This window comes from Sphingomonas sp. (genome assembly GCF_036677245.1).
GTDB lineage: Bacteria > Pseudomonadota > Alphaproteobacteria > Sphingomonadales > Sphingomonadaceae > Allosphingosinicella.
In genome coordinates this window covers 1-1681 of sequence record NZ_JAKFCG010000014.1, presented here as the reverse complement: position 1 = coordinate 1681, position 1681 = coordinate 1, and the positions used below count along the sequence as shown (strand labels likewise).

At 68.7% G+C, this 1681-nt stretch carries 2 protein-coding genes; one reads left to right on the top strand and one right to left on the bottom strand.

Annotated elements, in window-relative coordinates:
* On the top strand, positions 1-1242 hold a 1242-nt coding region (locus V6M48_RS01880; RefSeq protein WP_332810826.1), incomplete at its 5' end, for a M20 family metallopeptidase.
* A 2-nt stretch (positions 1243-1244) separates the two neighbouring features.
* Here the strand turns inward: V6M48_RS01880 and V6M48_RS01875 are convergent.
* Positions 1245-1517, bottom strand: coding sequence for a hypothetical protein (locus tag V6M48_RS01875; protein WP_332810825.1), 273 nt, complete (start codon positions 1515-1517; stop codon positions 1245-1247).
* Positions 1518-1681: the final 164 nt, after the last annotated feature.

The following is a 1681-nucleotide window of genomic DNA, read 5'->3' as shown; positions in this document are numbered from 1 at the left end:
ATGCGCCCGCTGCTCGAAGGGCTCGGCTTCACCTGCAAGACGCTGACGCATCCCAAGGCGCGCGGCCCCTTCCTCTTCGCCGAGCGCATCGAGGACCCGTCCCTGCCGACGATCTTCGGCTATGGCCATGGCGACGTGATCCGCGGCCTCGACGCTCAGTGGAGCGAAGGCCTGTCGCCCTGGACCCTCACCGAGCGCGGCGACCGCTGGTATGGCCGCGGCGTCGTCGACAACAAGGGCCAGCACGTCATCAACATCAACGCGCTACGCGCCGTGCTCGAAACGCGCGGCAAGCTCGGCTTCAACGCCAAATACCTGATCGAAATGGGCGAGGAATGCGGCTCGCCGGGCCTGCGCGAGCTCTGCACCGACCAGAAGGAGCTGTTCAAGTCCGACGTGCTGATCGGCTCCGACGGCCCCCGCCTCAATGCCGAGCGTCCGACGGTCTTCCTCGGCTCGCGCGGCGGCGTCACCTTCGACCTCACGATCAAGGCCCGCGAAGGCGGCCACCATTCCGGCAACTGGGGCGGCATCCTCTCCGACCCGGCGATCCAGCTCGCCCATGCCATCGCCTCGATCGCCTCGCCGACGGGGCAGATCCGCATCCATGAATGGGTGCCGAAGGAGTTGCCGGAGCCGGTGCGCAAGGCGCTCGCCGATTGCGAGGTCGATGGCGGCCCGGACGGCCCGGTGATCGATCCCGAATGGGGCGAGCCCGGCCTCTCGCCGGCCGAGCAGGTCTTCGGCTGGTGCTCCTTCGACGTACTGGCGATGAAGTCGGGCGTGCCGGAGACTCCGGTCAACGCCGTGCCGCCGAGCGCCTGGGCCCGCTGCCAGCTCCGCTTCGTCGTCGGCATCGACCCGAATGAGGTGCTGCCGGCGCTGCGCCGTCACCTGAAGCGCCATGGTTTCGGCATGGTCGAGGTCACGCTCGCCCGCGACGAGATCTTCAACGCCACCCGCCTCGATCCGGAGGATGCCTGGGTGCATTGGGCGCTGGCCTCGATCGCCAAGTCGACCAACAAGAAGCCGGCGCTTTTACCCAATCTCGGCGGCTCGCTGCCCAACGACATCTTCTCGGAGATCCTGGGCCTGCGCACCATCTGGGTGCCGCACTCCTATCCGGGCTGCTCGCAGCATGCGCCCGACGAGCATCTGCCCGTCGCGATCGCACGCGAGGGGCTGGGCATGATGGCCGGCCTCTATTGGGATCTCGGCGAAGGCACGACGCCGCCGCTCTGACCTCAGCGTCCGTCGTATTCACGGTCGAAAACGGCAGCGTCAGAGCGCTGCCGTTCCAGGCTCTCGCGGTAGCGCAGGCAGCCGCGCAGGAATTTCGGCCAGGGCGGAACAGCGATCTCGGGCTCCATCTGCTCCGGCAGCAATCCCCAAAGCTGCGGATGGTGCCAGCACAGATCATGACCGGTGGCGTCGCGATGCTCGCGGATGCCGGCGCGCAGGCGCCGGACCTCTTCGATCAGGCGCTCACGGTTCATGTCGTCGAGGTCGCTGTCCATCGGCCACTCCTACCCGCCCCGTTCCTGTGGCTGGCGCGGATCGCGCGAGGGCGGCAGGTCGACCGGCGTCGCCGGCGGGGTTTCCGGCGGCGCGTTCGGCGGTAGCTCCGGCGGCGGATCGTTGGGGATGCCGGTCGGCTCGGCATCGGGCGGTGTCTCGACCG

What these genes read in the sequence shown, in the direction of transcription:
- V6M48_RS01875 (WP_332810825.1), bottom strand. Translation starts at nt 1,517, where the DNA reads ATGGACAGCGACCTCGACGACATGAACCGTGAGCGCCTGATCGAAGAG.